Origin of the sequence: Aurantimicrobium minutum, from assembly GCF_029893825.1 — a bacterium.
GTDB classification, from domain to species: Bacteria; Actinomycetota; Actinomycetes; order Actinomycetales; family Microbacteriaceae; genus Aurantimicrobium; species Aurantimicrobium minutum_C.
In genome coordinates, this window is record NZ_JARXXV010000001.1 from 1,101,329 (window position 1) to 1,119,173 (window position 17,845).

General features: G+C 54.4%; 15 protein-coding genes. 10 read left to right on the plus strand and 5 right to left on the minus strand.

Going from position 1 to position 17,845, the window contains the following annotated elements; genetic code table 11:
* Positions 1-33: 33 nt before the first annotated feature.
* Both M2120_RS05290 and M2120_RS05295 read left to right on the plus strand, forming a co-directional pair.
* Positions 34-4,008, plus strand: coding sequence for a Pls/PosA family non-ribosomal peptide synthetase (locus M2120_RS05290; protein ID WP_280797672.1), 3,975 nt, complete (start codon positions 34-36; stop codon positions 4,006-4,008).
* A gap of 2 nt (positions 4,009-4,010) precedes the next feature.
* A complete protein-coding gene (locus M2120_RS05295; protein ID WP_280797673.1) occupies positions 4,011-5,303 on the plus strand; it encodes a M1 family metallopeptidase in 1,293 nt (430 codons plus the stop codon).
* Here M2120_RS05295 and M2120_RS05300 read toward each other — a convergent pair.
* The gene (locus tag M2120_RS05300; protein WP_280797674.1) at positions 5,300-5,869 is read right to left on the minus strand and encodes a 4'-phosphopantetheinyl transferase family protein; all 570 of its coding nucleotides are present in this window, start codon (positions 5,867-5,869) and stop codon (positions 5,300-5,302) included. The genes M2120_RS05295 and M2120_RS05300 overlap by 4 nt on opposite strands.
* A gap of 9 nt (positions 5,870-5,878) precedes the next feature.
* Entirely contained in the window at positions 5,879-7,516 is a 1,638-nt protein-coding gene (locus M2120_RS05305) for an alpha-glucosidase (RefSeq protein WP_280797675.1), read from the minus strand.
* Positions 7,517-7,648: 132 nt separating this feature from the next.
* Between M2120_RS05305 and kynA the strand changes: the two genes are divergently transcribed.
* The 8 genes from kynA to M2120_RS05345 are packed head-to-tail and all read left to right on the plus strand — an operon-like array spanning position 7,649 to position 16,027.
* Positions 7,649-8,497, plus strand: coding sequence for a tryptophan 2,3-dioxygenase (gene kynA / locus M2120_RS05310; RefSeq protein WP_280797676.1), 849 nt, complete (start codon positions 7,649-7,651; stop codon positions 8,495-8,497).
* 9 nt (positions 8,498-8,506) lie between these two features.
* Positions 8,507-9,463, plus strand: coding sequence for a hydrolase (locus M2120_RS05315; protein WP_280797677.1), 957 nt, complete (start codon positions 8,507-8,509; stop codon positions 9,461-9,463).
* Complete coding sequence (locus tag M2120_RS05320) at positions 9,460-10,707, plus strand: kynureninase (protein WP_280797678.1); 1,248 nt, start codon at positions 9,460-9,462, stop codon at positions 10,705-10,707. The genes M2120_RS05315 and M2120_RS05320 overlap by 4 nt, the downstream gene beginning before the upstream one ends.
* 45 nt (positions 10,708-10,752) lie before the next feature.
* Positions 10,753-11,001 carry a phosphoribosylformylglycinamidine synthase subunit PurS gene (purS, locus tag M2120_RS05325; protein WP_110234659.1) on the plus strand — a complete coding sequence of 83 codons (249 nt, stop codon included), beginning with the start codon at positions 10,753-10,755 and terminating at the stop codon, positions 10,999-11,001.
* Positions 11,001-11,702, plus strand: a complete 702-nt coding sequence (gene purQ / locus M2120_RS05330; protein WP_280797679.1) for a phosphoribosylformylglycinamidine synthase subunit PurQ — start codon at positions 11,001-11,003, stop codon at positions 11,700-11,702. The genes purS and purQ overlap by 1 nt, the downstream gene beginning before the upstream one ends.
* A gap of 5 nt (positions 11,703-11,707) precedes the next feature.
* Entirely contained in the window at positions 11,708-12,199 is a 492-nt protein-coding gene (locus tag M2120_RS05335) for a DUF3817 domain-containing protein (protein ID WP_280797680.1), read from the plus strand.
* Between the two features lie 51 nt (positions 12,200-12,250).
* Positions 12,251-14,542, plus strand: coding sequence for a phosphoribosylformylglycinamidine synthase subunit PurL (gene purL / locus M2120_RS05340; protein ID WP_280797681.1), 2,292 nt, complete (start codon positions 12,251-12,253; stop codon positions 14,540-14,542).
* A gap of 9 nt (positions 14,543-14,551) precedes the next feature.
* Positions 14,552-16,027 (plus strand): sialidase family protein, encoded by a 1,476-nt coding sequence (locus tag M2120_RS05345; RefSeq protein ID WP_280797682.1) that lies wholly within the window; start codon positions 14,552-14,554, stop codon positions 16,025-16,027.
* 96 nt (positions 16,028-16,123) lie between these two features.
* On the opposite strand, the gene M2120_RS05350 is transcribed toward M2120_RS05345, so the two are convergent.
* From M2120_RS05350 to M2120_RS05360, 3 genes are read right to left on the minus strand one after another with little or no spacing between them, the layout of a single operon-like run.
* Positions 16,124-16,582, minus strand: coding sequence for an HtaA domain-containing protein (locus M2120_RS05350; RefSeq protein WP_280797683.1), 459 nt, complete (start codon positions 16,580-16,582; stop codon positions 16,124-16,126).
* Positions 16,583-16,584: 2 nt separating this feature from the next.
* Positions 16,585-16,887, minus strand: coding sequence for a chorismate mutase (locus tag M2120_RS05355; RefSeq protein WP_280797684.1), 303 nt, complete (start codon positions 16,885-16,887; stop codon positions 16,585-16,587).
* A 24-nt stretch (positions 16,888-16,911) separates the two neighbouring features.
* On the minus strand, positions 16,912-17,826 hold the full coding sequence (locus M2120_RS05360) for a DMT family transporter (RefSeq protein ID WP_280797685.1): 915 nt from the start codon (positions 17,824-17,826) through the stop codon (positions 16,912-16,914).
* Positions 17,827-17,845 lie beyond the last annotated feature (19 nt).

Below are 17,845 nucleotides of genomic sequence, written 5' to 3' on the forward strand. Positions count from 1 at the left end.
TAGCGTTCACTGGCACGCGCAATAATGTGCCCCATGTCCGAAAATCCTTCTGAGCGCCTTGAGACACAGTCTGCGCTTTCTCGAGTGAGCAGTGCCTCGGCCCCACGGACACTCATTGACATATTCCGCGAGGTTACCAATTCCAATGCTGATGAAACAGCCTTGGACGACGGTTCTACTCGTCTGAGTTATCTCGACTTGACCGAACAAGCTCAAGCCGTTGCTCATCAACTCCACTCTTTTCGAATCGGTCGAGGTGACCGAGTGGGAGTTCGAATTGAATCCGGAACCGTTGATTTATACATCGCAATTTTGGGAATTCTTCATGTTGGAGCTGCATACGTCCCTGTAGATGCTGACGATCCTGATGATCGTGCCCGAATTGTCTTCTCTGAAGCACAAGTCAAGGGAGTCATCGAAACAGGTGGCAAATTCTTCCAACCTTTTGGGCCAGATCAAGAACTGAAAGAAGTAGGCCACATAGATTTTGAATTCAGAGAGCGCTTCACTCCTGAAGCATTCGACCCGACTCCCACTGATGACGCGTGGATAATCTTTACCTCCGGCTCGACGGGAACGCCCAAGGGCGTTGCGGTCTCCCACCGCTCTGCTGCTGCTTTTGTAGATGCTGAGTCTCGGATGTTTTTGCAAGCCGAACCAATCAATGCCCAGGATCGAGTGCTCGCTGGTCTCTCCGTTGCATTTGATGCATCGTGTGAGGAAATGTGGCTTGCCTGGGGTCATGGTGCATGCCTTGTGCCTGCGCCTCGTTCTTTGGTGAGATCAGGTACTGACCTTGGGCCTTGGCTGATGGCAAATGGCATAACCATCGTCTCGACCGTGCCCACATTGGCAGCGATGTGGCCTGAAGATGCCCTCGAAAACATTCGACTGTTGATTTTCGGTGGTGAAGCGTTCCCCCTCGAGTTGGCTGAAAAGTTGACTTCACCTGGCCGCGAAGTCTGGAACACCTATGGCCCCACCGAGGCAACCGTCGTTGCCTGCGGGGCTCAAACCACAGGTAGTGGGCCCATCAGAATTGGGCTTCCCCTTGACGGCTGGGACCTCGCAGTAGTGGACGCCGAAGGGCACCGTGTTGCTGAAGGTGAAACCGGTGAGTTAATCATCGGCGGTGTGGGGCTTGCGAGATATCTCGATACAGATAAAGATGCCCAGGTTTACGCTCCCTTCCCCACATTGGGATGGGACCGTGCTTATCGCAGCGGCGACATGGTTCGCTTTGAAGCAGAAGGTTTGATCTTTATTGGTCGTGTTGATGACCAAGTCAAGGTCGGTGGACGCCGGATCGAACTGGGTGAAATCGAAAGTGCTCTGAGTGCTCTTCCCGATGTCACCGCAGGGGCTGTGGTTGTGCAGACAACTCACGCAGGAAACAAGGTTCTTGTCGGCTACATCAGCGTCAATGATGTTGAGGCTTTCTCTATCGCTGATGCACTGGCGTCCTTGCGTGAATCTCTCCCAGCACCTCTCATTCCGTTACTGGTTCCTCTTTCTGAGCTTCCGGTCAGGACCTCCGGCAAAGTAGATAAAGCTGCTCTGCCTTGGCCACTAGCTACCGCCGACCTTGATGAACTCGATTTCACAGAGATCGAACGACGCGTCGCCAGCGAATGGGCAGAGGTTCTCGGCGTTCCCGTGACGGACCTCAACACACACTTCTTCGACATCGGTGGTGGTTCTCTGGCAGCTGCCCAACTAGTTGGAAGACTCCGTACCCTGTACCCCAGCATGACGGTGGCAGATATCTATGCCCACCCTCGGTTGGGTTCCATGTCTGACTTCATCGATGTCAGCACAGCAGGAGAACTTATTCCCTCCGGGTCGTTCCACAAATCACCTAAAGTTCCCCAATCCCCGCAGCTCATCCAGGCAGTGCTCTCAATTCCCTTGTTTGCGTTGGCAGGACTGAGATGGTTGTTTTATGCCCTGACCGCATCCACGTTGCTGGGCTTGCTGGGCGTTGTTGACTTCCTGCCGTCTGCTCCGCTTGCCATTTTGATACCGGGCATTTTGTTATTTGGCTCCCCGTGGGGCCGAATGTTGCTCAGCGTTGCGATTTCCAGAACTGTGCTCGCAGGGTTGCGACCCGGAAACTATCTCCGCGGAGGCTCCACCCATTTGCGATTATGGTTCGCTGAACAGGCAGCCTCGCATATCGGTGCGGTGACCTTGGCAGGAGCGCCCTGGGTCACCGCGTATGCGCGGGCACTGGGTGCTCGAATCGGAAAGGGTGTCACCATGCACACCCTCCCTCCCATCACTGGGATGTTGTGGGTTGGTGCCGGGGCGTCGATTGAACCTGAGGTAGACCTCTCGGGGTATTGGATTGATGGCGATGTTGTTCGAGTAGGAGAAATCCGAATTGGTGCTCATGCAACCATTGGTGCCCGCAGCACTCTCGCCCCTGGAACTCGTATTGGCAAATTGGCTGAGATTGCTCCCGGCTCGAGCGTGTTTGGAAAAGTTCCTGCAGGACAGCTCTGGAGTGGATCTCCTGCAAAGCGTGAAGGCAAGGTCAAAGCGTGGTGGCCACAAGAACCAGCCAGACAATCTCGCGCATGGGGGGCGCTCTTCGCGTTCTCCTCCGGAGTCTTTGCTCTCTTCCCACTCGTGTCTTTGTTGGGAGGTGCGGCTGTCGTATTGGCCGCATTGCAACAAACACAGTCTGTCTCTGATGTGCTCTATAGCGTTGCAGTGGGATTTATCCCTGCGACTTTGCTCGCAGGATTTATCTTCACAGTTCTTGTTCTTGCTTCTGTCCGCATTCTCAGCCTCACGATGCGAGAAGGCATCTTCCCAGTTCACAGCTGGGCGGGGTGGCAAGCATGGAGTGTTGAGCGAATCCTTGATTTGGCTCGCACGTTCCTCTTTCCTCTTTACTCAAGCCTTTTCACCCCGATCTGGCTGCGCATGCTGGGGGCCAAGGTTGGACACAACGTGGAAGCGTCAACAGTCTTGATGCTTCCGAAAATGTCCACCATTGGAGACGATGTCTTTTTGGCAGATGACACCATGATTGCTCCCTACGCGCTCGGAAACGGTTGGATGTTTATTGGGCCGGTAGAAATTGGGAAGCGAGCTTTCATCGGCAATTCAGGCCTGGCGCCTGCCGGACGCAAAGTTCCCAAAGATGCCTTGGTAGCTGTCCTTTCGAGTGCTCCTCGGAAGGCAAAAGAAGGATCATCTTGGTTGGGCTCTCCACCCATGCGCTTGCGCAGACTCATCGCTGAGGGGGACCGCGAGCGCACCTACAAGCCATCTCGCTGGCTGCGGATAGCTCGTAGTTTGTGGGAGCTGACCAGGTTTGTTCCAGTGCTCGTTACCGCCCTCATTGGTTTTGCCGTGGTGTGTGGAATTTTGCTGGCGGATTCCCTGTGGGGAATGTGGGCAGCAATCCTGCTCAGTGGACCTCTGTTGTGGGCCGCAGGAATCATCGCCGCTGCTGTGAGCACCATTGCGAAGTGGGTTCTTGTGGGCAAGATCAAGCCCCAAGAGAAGCCACTGTGGTCTTCATTCATCTGGCGCAATGAAGTGGCCGATACGTTCGTGGAAATGGTAGCTGCCCCTTGGTTTGCTAACTACATGAATGGCACACTCGGACTTGTCTGGTGGTTGCGCAGCCTGGGCGCCAAGATTGGTGGCGGAGTCTGGTGTGAAACGTATTGGCTCCCTGAAGCTGATCTGGTCACTCTCGGCGACGGCGCCACTGTCAATAGAGGCACTGTTCTGCAAACACATCTGTTCCATGACAGAGTGATGAGTATGGACACGGTAACGGTGGAAGCGGGCGGAACTCTCGGCCCCCATAGTGTGATTCTTCCTGCCGCACGAATCGGTGCACACAGCACTGTCGGTCCGGCATCCCTCGTAATGCGTGGTGAAGGTGTTCCAGAAGGAAGCCGCTGGAGTGGCAACCCTATTGGCCCATGGCGTGAAGTAACTGTGCGGAAGTACTTTTCAGACACCGCGTCAGTGAAGACGGTGTGATCGTGGCGGTAGATTCCTACACCCCAGATTCAGGCAGTGCAGATTTCTTCATTGAGCACTACTCACTCAATCTGCATTACAGAATGTCATCAGGACACCTCAAGGCTGTTGCCACCCTCGCAGTAACGTTGCTGCGTGCAGTTCAACAAATCTCTCTAGACATCTCAGGGCTTCATGTGGGAAAAGTCTCTGTTGATGGCAAAGCGAATAAAAACTTCAAGCAAAGCCCTACAAAACTCTCGCTCAAACTCGGTGAGGAGCTTCCTGCGGGTTCCAGCTTTGAACTTGAAGTTCACTATTCTGGTACCCCTCGCCCCCGCAGTTCTCGCTGGGGAACAGTCGGATGGGAAGAGCTAAACGATGGGATCGTTGTTGCTGCACAACCCACGGGCGCACCCACCTGGTTCCCGTGCAACGATCTCCCCCGCTACAAATCAACTTTTGAAATATCACTCACTACCGAACGTAGTTACGCTGTCGCTGTAACTGGCGAGTTGATGAGTTCCTCGGACAAGTCAGGATTTACAACCTGGAACTTCCGGCAAGACATTCCTACACCTACCTACCTCGCTTCCATTCAAATTGGGCGTTACCGTCAGCGCGAAGAAGAATTTTCTGGGGTCACAGTTCACACCTTCTTCACACCTGCAAACCAAAGCAAAGTCACTTCTGATCTCTCCAAACTTGAAGATATGCTCTCGTACTTTAATGAGACCTTTGGCGAGTACCCCTTCCACAGTTACACCGTAGTTGCCACCGCAGACGAACTGGAGATTCCTCTCGAAGCCCAAGGTATGGCTATCTTTGGCGCCAATCACCTCAACGGAACCAACCCTGAAGAGCGACTGGTTGCTCATGAGCTGGCCCACCAATGGTTTGGGAACAGCGTCGGGATTGCCCAATGGCGCGATATCTGGCTCAACGAAGGTTTTGCGTGTTACGCCGAGTGGCTCTGGTCTGAAAAAGCAGGTGGAATAACCACACAAGGGATGGCGGAGTCCCACCATGTCTTGTTACGCCAGCTCGATCAAGACCTTCTGCTCGCCGATCCCGGCCCCGACCTCATGTTTGATGATCGAGTCTATAAAAGAGGTGCCTTAACACTTCACGCTTTGAGATTAGCTGTTGGAGACAAGGCATTCTTTGCCATCCTGAAGCAGTGGGTTGCTGAACATGCTCATGCTCTTGGTACGACCGAAGATTTCATCGAGTTATGCCAGAACAGCACAACTGAAAATCTAGAGCCCCTGTTTGAGCGTTGGCTTTTTCAGAGAGCTCTCCCTGCCCTGAACTAACGGCTCACTGCAAGAGCAAGTACATGCCTCTCGTGCTGTGTGGCGTTGTGCACGGTGTACTGGGAAGTGACGACAGTTGGGTCCAACTCATCGATACTGACGGCATTTCCAACTCCCATGGCTTTCACAATCGCTTCGTATTCACACCAAGAACCTAGGGTGACTGTGTGGGTTCCTGCTCTGCCTGCCACCTCTCGAGTGTCGTCTATGTATCCCCGCTCTATATCAACGCCAATCCGACGACCACTGATGCCTGCTGCAACTAACTTCTCTCCGCTCGATGACAAGCTGATGTGAACATCAGTGTCTTCCAAGATGATGGCGCCATGATCCATTCCACATTCTCCACAGCGTGCTATCGGAATTACTGAAGTCCAATCCTCCCCCAGAATATCCCCGCCCAATTTTCTGGCGAGATACCTACCAGAGAGATATCGCTGTGACAACACCTGCCCAAGGGAAGCAGCGCGAGCGCGCTCTGAAGAAGTGAGTAATGAAAATAACTCAGCAGATTCCTGTTCACTCAGTGATGTTGCGCCCCAGAGCAAAACAAAGGAATCAGACATTTATGGAAATCAGTTCTGTAGCGTCACGAAAGCTTGCCACGGAGCAAGCACATCAGACTTAACACCGAGAACTGCATCGCCAGATACTGATTCTGGAAGTTCGACAGTCTCATTCGACAGGTTAGCCACTACGGTCAAAATGCGGCCGTTGAGTTCACGAGTGTAGGCGAAGAGCTGCTCATGTTCCATCCAGAGCATGTCGAACGACCCATTAACAACGACATCCATGCCGTGACGCATGGCGATGAGTTTTTGGTAATGGTGGAATACAGAATCAGCGTCATCAACAGCAGCTGCTGCGTTGACCTCAAGGTAGTTGGAGTTCACCGAAATCCAGGGTTCACCGGTGGTGAAGCCAGCATTGGCGGAGTCATCCCACTGCACTGGCGTGCGGGCATTGTCGCGTCCTTTATAACCAACCGCGTTCAGCACATACTCTTCGGAAATACCCTGCTCTGCCGCTTCTGCTGCCCAGTTGAGGGTTTCGAGGTCGCGGTATTGGCTGAGCTTGGTGAAGTGCGCACTTGTCATACCGAACTCCTCACCCTGATAGACATAGGGCGTTCCGCGCATCAGGTGCAGCACGGTGCCAAAAGCTTTTGCTGAGTTCACCCGGTGCTCGGCAGAGTCATTACCCCAGCGCGAGACGATGCGTGGCTGGTCGTGGTTGTTCCAATACAGGGAGTTCCAGCCAACCTGCTCTAGACCCTTTTGCCACTTGTTCAGGTTTTCTTTAAGTGCCTTGACGGTAAAGGGAACCAGATCCCACTTGCCGAAACCACCCTCACGAGTGTCGAGGTCCATGTGTTCGAAGGTGAACACCATGTTGAGCTCGTGGCGTTCAGGAGCGGTGTATTGCTGAGCAAGCTCAACGGTGCAGCCTGGCATCTCGCCTACCGTGATGAGTCCCTTATCTCGCAGAACCTCACGATTCATTTCCTGCAGGAATTCGTGAATACGTGGACCGTTCATCCAGGGGCCGAACAGGTCCTCCCCATCCGAGAAGTCCTGATGCTTGGAGATGAGGTTGATCACGTCCATCCGGAAACCATCAACACCCTGCTCGAGCCACCAATTCATCATCGAATACACAGCTGCACGAACTTCGGGGTTCTCCCAGTTCAGATCTGGCTGTTTCTTGGAGAAGATGTGCAGGAAGTATTGCTGCGTGGTTTCGTTCCACTGCCAGACAGACCCAGAGAATGCAGCTTGGTGTGATGTGGGTTCGTGTCCATCCACGGCATCGCGCCAGATATACCAATCACGCTTGGGGTTATCGAGCGAGGAGGAGCTCTCTACAAACCAGGGGTGTTCATCGGAGGTGTGGTTAACCACGAGGTCCATCACGAGCTTCATGCCGCGGGCATGGGTCTGCTCAATCAGATGACGAATATCCTCGAGCGTGCCAAAGAGGGGGTCAATGTCTTGATAGTCCGAGATGTCATAGCCGTTGTCATCTTGTGGGGACTTATAGACCGGAGAAAGCCAGAGAACATCAACGCCGAGGTCTGCAAGGTAGTCGAGCTTGGAGGTAATGCCGGGGATGTCTCCGATGCCGTCACCATTCGAATCAGCGAACGAGCGAGGGTAGATCTGGTACACAACGGCACCCTTCCACCAGTCTTCTTTGCCCAGAGTGATGCTCATGTGTCTCCTTGTTGTCTCAAGAGTCAACTTTATTAGTGTGTGGTCTACTAGAAACTTTTTCTCACAAAGTGCTGACGAAGAGGGTTCACTTCTAGCTAGGGTTGGGGAGTTCCCACAAGGAGGTAGAACCACATGGGCGTAGAAAATAACACCCGAGATATTGAAGAAACCGTCGTCACGGACTTTAGTGACCGCATGAGCTATGGCGGTTATCTTGACCTCGACACGTTGCTCTCCGCCCAGAAGCCGCTGAGTGACCACCACGATGAACTGTTGTTCATCATTCAGCACCAGACCACTGAGCTCTGGATGAAGCTGATGGTGCACGAACTGATCGGTGCTGCAAACTATCTGCGCAACGATGACCTTGGACAAGCCCTCAAGTGTATGGCGCGTCTGAAGCACATCCAGAAGACCCTCACCGAACAGTGGGCCGTGTTAGCCACGCTCACCCCCAGCGAATACGCCCAGTTCCGTGACCGCTTGGGAAACTCAAGCGGCTTCCAGTCCTTCCAATACCGTGCCATCGAGTTCATGCTGGGCAACAAGAACGAGAAGATGATCCGCGTCTTCGACGCCGACCCTGATGCTCAGGCGCTTCTGGTCTCTGCGTTGAATGCACCCAGCATCTATGACGAATTCCTTCGTTACCTTGCACGTAAGGGATATGACGTCCCCACCTCCATCCTTGAACGCGATGTGACGAAAGCATGGACGTTCACTGATGAATTGATGCCCGTTTTCATCGAAATCTATAACAACCACGATGAGCACTGGGAAGCCTACGAAACCTGTGAAGAGCTGGTAGACCTCGAGGAGAACTTCCAGTTCTGGCGTTTCCGCCACCTGCGCACCGTTCAGCGCATCATCGGCATGAAGATGGGCACCGGCGGATCTTCCGGTGCCCCCTTCTTGCAGAAGGCACTCGAACTCACCTTCTTCCCCGAGCTCTTTGCCGTGCGCACAGAGATAGGTCAGTAGCTCTTCTTCATGAGCACAGCAACGCAACCCACTAACCCCTACGGGGTTGGGGTTGGCGCACGTCTGAACTCCGGCGAGCGCGGAACTGTGTTCCCCCTATTCGGTGATGCACACGTTCACCTAGGTCTGGTTGAACCTGAATCTCTGCCGAGCGGTGGCATCGGCAGGGTTCTAGATCTCGGCTGGTCCTTAGCTGCACAACAAGACTGGTCACAGGGAAGCATTACCGGTTTGAATGTTGATTACGCCGGTAACTTCTTGGCTGCTCCTGGTGGATACCCTTCGGATCGTTCCTGGGCACCGCGCGATGCAACCGTCTTCGTGGAAGATCCTGTGTTAGCAATTGCGCAACAAGTTGCTGCGGGTGTCAGCGCCATCAAAATCACTCTCAATGCTGATGCCGGACCTGTGCACTCGGATGAGGTCCTCCTGCACTTGGTTAAGGCAACACATGCAGCAGGACTCACCCCTGTAATTCACGCTGAAGGTGAGGGACAGGCTGAACGGGCGATTCATGCAGGCCAAGTAGTTCTCGCCCACACCCCGTTCTCTGAGCTGTTGAGCGACGAAGAAATTTCTTTTGCCGCACAGAATAATGTGGGGTGGATGAGCACCCTCGACATCCATGGCTATGGCGACTATGGCACCGTTTTTGAGATTGCATCGGCAAACCTGACGCGATTTATAGCTGCCGGTGGCAACGTGTTCTATGGCACGGATCTGGGTAATGGGCCGCTGCCGCTCGGGATCAATGTGCGAGAGCTTCGTGCACTGCAGGCTTGTGGTCTCACGGATTCCGGGCTTGCTGCCTCGCTGTTCTCGTGGTGGGAAAAGACCGGCTCGGTCTCTGCTCCCTCAAACCGGATGAGCTTTATCTCCGACATTTCAGACAGCAACAGTTCAGATGTGTGCACGTGGCTTGCCTCTGCGCGTATCGTCGAAACCACCGAAGTGGAGTCATCATGACCAGTTTTGAAACCCGAGCAGCCCAGCTTGATGCTGCTGATCCGTTAGCTGCCCACCGCGCCAAGTTCTATGGCACTGATGAGGCAACACAGTCTTCAACGCCGGGAATGCCCCTGGCCTATTTCGATGGCAACTCTCTGGGACGGCCCATGACGGCGAGCTTCGATCGCATCGAAGCTTTCTTGCGTCACGACTGGGGCACTCGCCTCATTCGCAGTTGGGATGAGCAGTGGCTGAACTTTCCCCTCGAGCTGGGAAACAAGATTGGTGCCGCTGCACTGGGTGCTGCACCTGGTCAAACCTTTGTGGGGGACTCCACCAGCGTGCTGCTCTACAAGATGGCACGTGCAGCTATCGCTGCGCGTCCCGGTCGCACCGAGATCGTGCTCGATACCGACAACTTCCCCACCGACCGCTACCTCCTGGAAGGTATAGCGGATGAGCTCAAGATGACCTTGGTGTGGATTGAAGCAGACACTTCTGCTGGTGTCACCCCTGAACAGGTTGCTGCCGTGGTGAACTCCAACACCGCGCTAGTTCTGCTGAGCCACGTTGCCTACCGCTCAGGCTTCATGGCAGATGCTCCTGCCATTACCCAGATCACTCACGATGCTGGTGCATTGATCGTCTGGGACTTAAGCCACTCGGTGGGATCAGTTGTCGTTGAGCTGGACAAGTGGAATGTCGACATTGCCGTGGGATGTTCCTATAAGTATCTCTGTGGCGGTCCCGGTGCTCCTGCCTGGGCATATGTGCGCAAGGATCTTCAGACCCAGATTGAACAACCTATTCAAGGCTGGTGGGGAACCAAAAACATGTTCCTCATGGGACCTGGCTATGACCCCGAGAATGACCTGCGCCGCTTCATCACTGGAACCACTCCGGTCGTGGGCATGCAAGCCATGATTGACCCTGTCGAACTCATTGGCGAGGTCGGCATTGAGGCCGTTCGTGCCAGGTCTCTCCTGCTCACTCAGTACGTCATTGACTACACCGATGAGGTGCTGGCGCCTCTGGGCGTGACCGTGGCTACGCCTCGCGATCCCGCCCAGCGTGGTGGTCACGTCACTCTCAACCACCCTCACATGCATGAAGTGAATGCGCTGTTGTGGAAGGAAGACATCATCCCCGACTATCGCGATCCACACGGATTGCGTATTGGCCTCTCACCTTTGACAACTTCCTTCCACGAAGTCTTCATTGGTTTGGAAAGAGTCAAAGAGACACTGCTTTCTCTCGGGTAGGATTGAGGTATTCCCCCCGCTCGCGAAATCGCTGGAGTCGCCCCCATGCCCACCATCGTCGTCGAGGTAATGCCCAAGGCTGAAATTCTTGACCCCCAGGGCAAGGCAGTCGCTGGTGCGCTTACCCGTCTAGGTCACAACCAGTTCTCCGGTGTTCGCATCGGTAAGCGCTTCGAGCTCACCGTAGACGGTCCCGTCACCGCTGAGACTCTCGCAGCAGCCAAGACCATCGCAGAGGACATCCTCTCGAACTCGGTCATCGAAGATGTCGTCAGCATCTCCGAGGCCAAGTAATGCGCGTCGGAGTCATCACCTTCCCCGGCTCACTCGATGAGCGTGACGCTCAGCGTGCTGTAAAGCTTGCGGGTGGAACACCCGTTGCCCTGTGGCACGGAGCTCACGACCTAGAAGGCGTGGAAGCAATCATTCTTCCTGGTGGCTTTAGCTACGGCGACTACCTGCGTGCAGGATCTATCGCCAGCCACGCCCCCATCATGGCTGAGGTCATTGATGCAGCCCACAAGGGTATGCCGGTTCTGGGTATTTGCAACGGTTTCCAGATGCTTGCCGAGGCTCGTCTGGTTCCTGGTGCTCACGGTCGTAATGACTGTGGCACTTTTGTTCGTCGCGATCAGAAGTTGATCGTGGAGAACAACAACACCGCGTGGACCAAGGACTTCGCCCAGGGCGAAGAAATCATTATTCCTCTCAAGAACGCTGATGGTCGTTTCGTCGCCGACGCAGACACCATCAAGCGCATTGAAGACAACGGTCAGGTCACCTTCCGTTATGTCGGTGTGAACCCCAACGGTTCACTCGATGACATCGCAGGTGTCTCCAACAAAGCTGGCAACGTTGTGGGCTTGATGCCTCACCCTGAGCACGCGGTTGAGCCTGGCTTTGGTCCAGACACTGCGGCAGCAATGCGTTCAGGTCTTGATGGTTTGAAGTTCTTCACCTCTGTAATTCAGAGCACGCTGCTGTCCAAGGCATAAACACCGTGTCCGTAACCAGCACACAGAAGCAGGCAGGGTTTACCCCTCGCAAGCTCTACTTTGTGCTGGCTATCGCAGAGGCCTGTACATGGACCTTGCTCATTACTGGCTTGATCCTCAAAGCAACAGTGGGAATTGAACCCTCACTGCTGACCACCATTGGTGGACTGCACGGATTTGTTTTCATCACCTATGGTGCAACGTCCATCCTGATTGCCTTCAACCAGCGCTGGGGTTTCTGGGTTGGTTTGCTCGCCGTCATCACGGCGATCTTGCCTTACGCCACAATTCCTTTCGAGTTGGTTCAGGCCAAGCGCGGAGCGCTCGAAGGGCAGTGGCGTTTCGAAGCAACAGATGATCCTCGCGATAAGAAGCCGCTGGATCGCTTGTTCCGCTGGTTCCTCAAGCACCCTTTGCTGCTCATCTTGGTGATCGTGATCGCCATTGTTGTTGTCTTTTCAACCCTGCTCATCCTCGGCCCTCCTGGAGGACGCTAAGGACATGAGTACCAATTCTTTCCACACCACCCACGAAGAAGGGACCGACGCGTGAGCAGCCACGTCGCCGACACCGTAGAAAACGCCATTGCGACTCCAGACAAGGTTCAGCCCTACGGCGCCCTTGGTCTCAAGGATGACGAATACGCAGAGATTCGCAAGATCCTTGGTCGCCGTCCCACCTCGGGCGAGCTGGCGATGTATTCCGTGATGTGGTCGGAACACTGCTCCTACAAGTCTTCGAAGATCTACCTGCGCCAGTTCGGCCAGAAGGTCAGCGAGAAGATGAAAGAAAAGCTCATGGTTGGCATGGGTGAGAACGCTGGTGTTGTCGACGTGGGTGAAGGCTGGGCTGTCACTTTCAAGGTGGAGAGCCACAACCACCCCAGCTACATTGAACCTTTCCAGGGTGCTGCCACCGGTGTGGGTGGAATCGTCCGTGACATTATCTCGATGGGTGCTCGCCCCGTTGCCGTGATGGATCAGCTGCGCTTTGGTGCCATTGACCACCCCGACACCCCTCGTGTTCTGCACGGTGTTGTGGGCGGTATTAGCTTCTACGGGAACTGCCTGGGTCTTCCCAACATTGGTGGCGAGACCTACTTCGATGCCTGCTACCAGGGCAACCCTCTCGTTAACGCACTCTCTGTGGGTGTTCTCCGCCACGAAGACCTTCACTTGGCTAACGCGTCTGGGGTGGGCAACAAGATTGTTCTCTTCGGTGCTCGCACCGGTGGAGACGGTATCGGTGGAGCATCAATCCTGGCATCCGACTCGTTCGACTCCACAGGACCCACCAAGCGTCCCGCCGTACAGGTTGGTGACCCTTTCGCCGAGAAGGTACTCATTGAGTGCTGCCTCGAGCTCTACCGCGAAGGCCTGGTAGAAGGTATTCAGGACCTCGGTGCTGCGGGTATTTCTTGTGCAACGAGCGAGCTTGCTTCGAACGGCGATGGCGGCATGTTTGTTGAACTCGACCACGTACTTCTTCGCGATCCCACCCTCACCGCTGAGGAAATCCTCATGTCGGAGAGCCAGGAGCGCATGATGGCTGTGGTCAAGCCTGAACTGCTGGATCAGTTCATGGCTGTAGTAAACAAGTGGGATGTTGAAACGAGTGTTCTTGGTGAAGTAACCGACACCGGTCGTCTCATCATTCACCACGGTGGTGAAGAGATCGTGAATGTCGATCCTCGCACCGTAGCTATTGATGGGCCTGTTTATGAGCGCCCCGTTGCCTACCCCACTTGGATTGATGCCCTACAGGCAGACTCTGCTGACAAGCTGGCTCGCCCCACATCAGGTGCTGAGCTCAAGGACCAGTTCCTGACCCTCGTTGCCAGCCCCAACCTGGCTGACAAGTCGCTCATCACCACACAGTATGACTACTTCGTGATGGGAAACACTGCGCTCAGCTTCCCTGATGACGCCGGCATGATCCGCGTGGATGAAGAATCTGGTCTCGGTTTCGCTATTGCTACCGACGCCAACGGTCGCTACTGCCAGCTCGACCCCTACCAGGGTGCTCGCCTGGCTCTTGCTGAGGCTTACCGCAACGTTGCCGTCTCGGGTGCTGTTCCTGCAGCGGTTACTGACTGCCTCAACTTCGGTTCTCCTGAGAACCCTGAAGTGATGTGGCAGTTCAAGCAGGCTGTTGCTGGCTTGGCAGATGGATGCTTGGAGCTCGAGATCCCCGTTACTGGTGGAAACGTCTCCTTCTATAACCAGACAGGTGATGCCCCCATCCACCCCACACCTGTTGTGGGCGTGCTGGGTGTTATAGATGATGTTGCACGTCGTATTCCTTCCGCTTGGCAGGACGAAGGCAACAACATCTACCTCCTCGGCTTCACTCGCACTGAGCTCGATGGTTCAGCTTGGGCTGGCACCATCCACAACCACCTCGGTGGTGTTCCACCTGTGGTTGACCTGAACCAAGAGAAGGAACTTGCAGACCTTCTGCAGGGCGCTGCTATTGAGAGCCTTATTCTCTCCGCACACGATCTCAGCGATGGCGGTCTGGGACAGGCACTTGCTGAATCGGTTTCACGCTTCGGTGTTGGTGCACGCATCTGGCTCGATGAAATCATCGAGCGTGACGGTGTTGATGCTGCGACTGCATTGTTCTCTGAATCCACCGGTCGAGTGATTGTCTCTGTTCCACGAGAAGATGATGTTCGCTTCGTGGGACTGTGTGAAGCACGCAACTACCCTGTCCTTCGCATCGGCGTGACCGACCAGGGTGGAGCTGATGCCAAGCTCGACGTTCAGGGACTGTTTGAGGTTTCTGTCGACGAGATTCGTCAGCGCAGCAACGAAACACTGCCCAAGTACTTCGGTTAGGAGTTGAAGATGCTTCGACGACTCAGAGCCTTAGCAATAAGCTTCATTGTCTTTGCCTTCTTCATCGTCGAAATTCCTGCTGCACAGGCGACCACATCGTGGACTCCGCCGTTGGAAATTTCAGCGCCGCTGACTGACAGCAATGCGCCTCAAGTCGTTTCTGATTCTTCAGGCAATTTCATCACCCTTTTTCAAAACAAGGTTGGCTCCAACTTTGAAATTCGCTCCAGCTACAGCACCGATTTCGGCACTACGTGGAGTGCTCCTGCAACTATCTCTTCGGGGACGAGTGCGGTCAACCCAAACATCATCTCAGTTGGGCCACGCGCATTTGTTGCCGTGTGGAACCAAAACGATGGAACCACCACACGAGTTGCCTCCGCAAAGACAACAGACAATGGCGTGACCTGGAGTTCACCGGTTTACATTTCCATTGCTGGGCAAAACACTCGTGCCGCCGACATCGCTTTTGACGGACAGAACAGCCTCGGCGTTGTCTGGACTAGGCAGTTAAGCGGCTTCACTTATTCGACTACGGCTTCAGGCAGTTCCGACCTGGGAACTACGTGGGCAACTCCACAAGATCTCACGTCAACAACACCTGGAAGCATTTCCCCACAAATTGCCAGTACGGGCACGGGTTCCTTCGTGGCGATGTGGCATCGGCTCACAAGCCCCGTGGGCGTCCAAAGTTCTTCCACCACAAACTCCGGCACAACGTGGAGTGCTCCAACTTTGGCAAGTGACGCTGCGGTCGCTTCTTCATACCCTCAACTTGTGAGTACTTCATCAAACAAAGTTGTCGCCACCTGGCTCCAAGACATTAGCTCAGTCAATGTATTGAGTAGTTCAATCAGCCTGAACAACGGGGCGACGTGGTCGACCCCAGTCCGGATTTCAAACCCAAGTTCGACTTCAACTGCCGCCCAACTGATCAGAACTGCTAATGGCACCCTCGTGAGCGTGTGGTATCAAAACATTGGTTCCGGTGACCAAATACTTTCGTCGCGTAGCGTCAATGACGGGGCAGCGTGGAGTGCGCCCACGCTGGTTTCTTCACAAACTGCTTGCTACATCCCCCAGATTGCAGCTGATTCCTCGAGCACACTCACTGTTGCATGGTTGTGCGGACAAAGCCCAAACTCTGTGATTTCGGTTTCCACCTCCACCGATAATGCCTCATCATGGGCCCAGCCGACAGCACTAACTCAGTCACCACTATTTGGAGATTTTGTTTCACTAGCGGTCAGCCCTGCTGGTGACACCACAGCTGCCTGGCAGATGAATTATTCAGGACAGCTCTACAAGGTGTATTCATCGAGCTACATCGTGAGCGTGGTTCCGCCTCAGCCTCAGCCAAATACGCTTCCGCCAACTGGCGTCAACTCTTCACTCGAGCACTTTGCCATTTGGCTGCTTGCGAGCGGAGTCGTGTTCCTGGGTGTTCGCCGCATCTCACGTAAGAAAACACTTCCCACCTGCTAGGTGTCACAGGCTCTTAACGAGCTTCGAGCAGGCCCCATCGCAGGGGCCCACCCGAAGAATCTGAGTTTCTCAGAAAAATATGCCTGTTGGCAAGGGTTATTTGGTTACCAGCGTGAGCGGGTTGAGCTCTTGGCCCACGTTATATTGCTCACCCATCACGCCTCTTCCTTCTGCAGTGAGTGCAGTGGTGAACATGAGTGGGTGTGAACCGGGAACGACGTTGAGTTCAACGAATGGAACTTGAGCCTCGGGTGAAAGAACACCACCTTGGGCAATGGAAAGTATTCCGTGGCCTGCGGTCAGTTCAATACGAGGATCCTTGATGGAGATATTCATCATTCCCCAGTGCCCTGAGAAGTGAGCAGTTCCCAAGAAATGCAGCACTCCAGTGTGCTCTGTTTCGTTGAAGTCAGACGCCGCATCGTTGAGCGCAAAAGTGAAACCTTCTGCAGTTCTCAGCGCAGGTTCTTTGGCTTCGATCACGCCATCTTCGATGCGGGAAAGATACGCAATCAGGCTGTCTTTAACAGCCCAGTGCAGTTCATATTCAGCCATGATTAGCCGCGAGCTTGTTCGTGGTGGTGAATAACCTCTTCCACGACAAAGTGGAACCACTTCTCAGCGAATGTGGGGTCGAGGTTTGCTTCCTCCGCCAGCGCACGCAAGCGTGCGACTTGGCGGGCTTCACGAGCTGGGTCTGAGGGGGGTAGATCGTTGTTGGCCTTGAGTGTGCCAACCTTCTGAGTGAACTTGAAGCGCTCAGCAAGCATGTGAATCAGTGCTGCATCAATGTTGTCGATGCTCTCGCGAATCCCAGCGAGTTCAGCTGCAACCTCAGGGGTCATCTCGTTCGAAGCCATGCTCTCAGGTTATCGCAGGAGAGATTAGTTCTTGACTTGCCTACGCATAATCAAAACACCGGCAATCACGATGGCACCGCCCACAGGTTCATACCAGTGCAGGGTTTCTCCTAGGAAGACCACACCCAGCATGATTCCCACAATGGGCATGACATAGGTCACTGATGAAGCTCGGGTGGGACCCCAGGACTCCAGCACATCGTTGAACCAGAGATAGGCAAGTCCAGTGCCGCCCAGACCAATCACGCCGATGGCCGCGATGGTGGTCCAATCAATGGTGACCGGGCCCATCGCCAGAAATGGCGTCATGAGCAACATAAATGCTGCTGCCGCAGCAATTTCAATGATGGAAATGGCTTTGGCTGAGACTCCTGAAGGGAACACGAACTTCTTCAGATACGTGCCAGAGAACCCATACATCACTGCGGCAGAGAGGGCAGCAACCTGACCCCAGAAACTTCCCCCCAGATCGGTGATGGTCCAGGGCGCGATGATGACAACCAGACCCACTAGGCCCACCGAGACACCCAGTGCCTGGTTGCGGTTGAAGTTCTCAACGCGCAACACATAAACCGCGATGATGGCGGTCATGATGGGCGTGAGGCCGTTGTAGATGGTGGCAACAGCAGAGGTGATGTATTGCTCTGCCCAGGGGAAGAAGATGAAAGGGATGCCAATACCGATAACACCGGCAACAGCGATGTGACCCCAGAGCTTGATGTCTTTGGGGAGCTGTTGTCTGGATATTGCCCAGAACACGAGCATGAAAATACCGCCGGCGACGACACGAGACCAGGCAACCTGTCCCCAGCTCAACGTGGTCAGCGCAATCTTGATGAAGAAGAAACTCGAGCCCCACAGCAGTGCCAGCGAGATGAACTTGATCGCAATAAGTGCGGAAGATTGTCCCTGTTTGTTGGCAGCAGCAGAGGAATTCATAACCTCTTCAGCCTAGACC